We start from the raw sequence: 1346 nt of genomic DNA, 5'->3' as shown, positions 1-1346 counted from the left end.
ATAATAACCTCTTGAATATCAAGTGGCTATGTGACATTGCACACGTTTCTCGCTCAGGTTATTATGCATGGCTGAAGCATGAAGATAAGCGCAATGAGCGAGAGAAACAAGATCGTGCTGATTTTGAATTGATTCTAGAATCCTATCGACATCGTGGGTATGATAAGGGGTCAAGAGGCATTTATATGCGTTTGCTTCAAACAGGAATCGTGATGAACCGTAAAAAGATTCAACGACTGATGAATAAATATCATTTGATATGTCCGATTAGAAAACCCAATCCCTATAAACAAATGGCAAAAGCAAAACAAGAAAATGTAACGAAACCCAACCATTTGAATCGTCAATTTAAAGCCCACGGCCCTAAAGCAGTCCTACTTACTGATATTACTTATTTGTTCTTTGGAAGAGGAAAAAAGGCTTATTTGGTAACCATTAAAGATGCCTTCACCAACCAAATTCTTTCATATGTGCTAAGTGAATCATTGGAAGTTGACTTTGTTTTGAAAAGTGTTGAGCAATTAATAGAAAATCATCGTATTCCTAAAAACCAGAAAACCCTGATCCATTCCGATCAGGGCGTCCACTATACAAGTTTGAAGTTCCAGTCACTACTGAATGACAAAGAATTACGTCAATCGATGTCGCATCGGGGGAACTGTTGGGACAATGCACCGCAAGAATCCTTCTTTGGGCACATGAAAGATGAATTGAAAAATCTTAACAACTTAAATACTTTTGCGGAACTTCATGCAAAGGTTGATGACTATATGGATTACTATAACAATGATCGTTATCAGTGGAATCTCGCAAAGTTATCCCCTAATCAATATGCAGAATTTATTAAAACGGGAGAGTATCCTCTTGCCCGTCTAGTGAAAACGCCGGAGATTCCGATGGTCCAAACATAGTGCTGAAATCCTTTTTAAATCGTTGACCATATCTTTTATCTAGCTCGTCAAACTTTCCTGGTTTAAAGATGTCATCCTTGAAAAAATCAGGGTCCAATATCGCCTGTACATATAGATCGTACTCTAGTTCAATAGATGTATGCTTCAAAATCCATTTTAACTGATCGATGAAGTACGACTCCGAAATCAATTGATGAGTAATCTGTCGATATTCTAGAAAGTACTGCCATTGTTCCTTTTCCGTCAAGGATTCAAAGTATCTTACCATCCAATTTGGATAGACTCGTATCGTATGTTCCTCCTGAAAAATGGAAAACTCCAATGTAGTTAAACTTTTAAAATAGTTCATCATCATAATGGATGACAAAAGCACACGCTCTTAGTTTTGAGCGTGTGCTTTGGCATGTCATCGCTCCTCCTATGGAACATAGCATA

2 protein-coding genes are annotated in these 1346 nt (G+C 37.7%); one reads left to right on the top strand and one right to left on the bottom strand.

Translation table 11 applies throughout. The annotated features are described in order from the left end of the window. Positions 1-911, top strand: a 911-nt coding sequence (locus tag ACFQIC_RS21045) for an IS3 family transposase (RefSeq protein WP_390217880.1), incomplete at its 5' end; no start/stop codon positions are given. Here ACFQIC_RS21045 and ACFQIC_RS21040 read toward each other — a convergent pair. Further along, complete coding sequence (locus ACFQIC_RS21040) at positions 844-1260, bottom strand: hypothetical protein (RefSeq protein WP_390217878.1); 417 nt, start codon at positions 1258-1260, stop codon at positions 844-846. The genes ACFQIC_RS21045 and ACFQIC_RS21040 overlap by 68 nt on opposite strands. Between the last annotated feature and the right edge of the window lie 86 nt (positions 1261-1346).

Source organism: Halobacillus seohaensis (genome assembly GCF_042663045.1).
Taxonomy (GTDB): Bacteria; Bacillota; Bacilli; order Bacillales; family Halobacillaceae; genus Halobacillus_A; species Halobacillus_A seohaensis.
The sequence above is the reverse complement of the archived record's forward strand: the minus strand, read 5'-3'. Positions and strand labels throughout refer to the sequence as shown.

What these genes read in the sequence shown, in the direction of transcription:
- ACFQIC_RS21040 (WP_390217878.1), bottom strand. Translation starts at nt 1,260, where the DNA reads ATGAACTATTTTAAAAGTTTAACTACATTGGAGTTTTCCATTTTTCAG.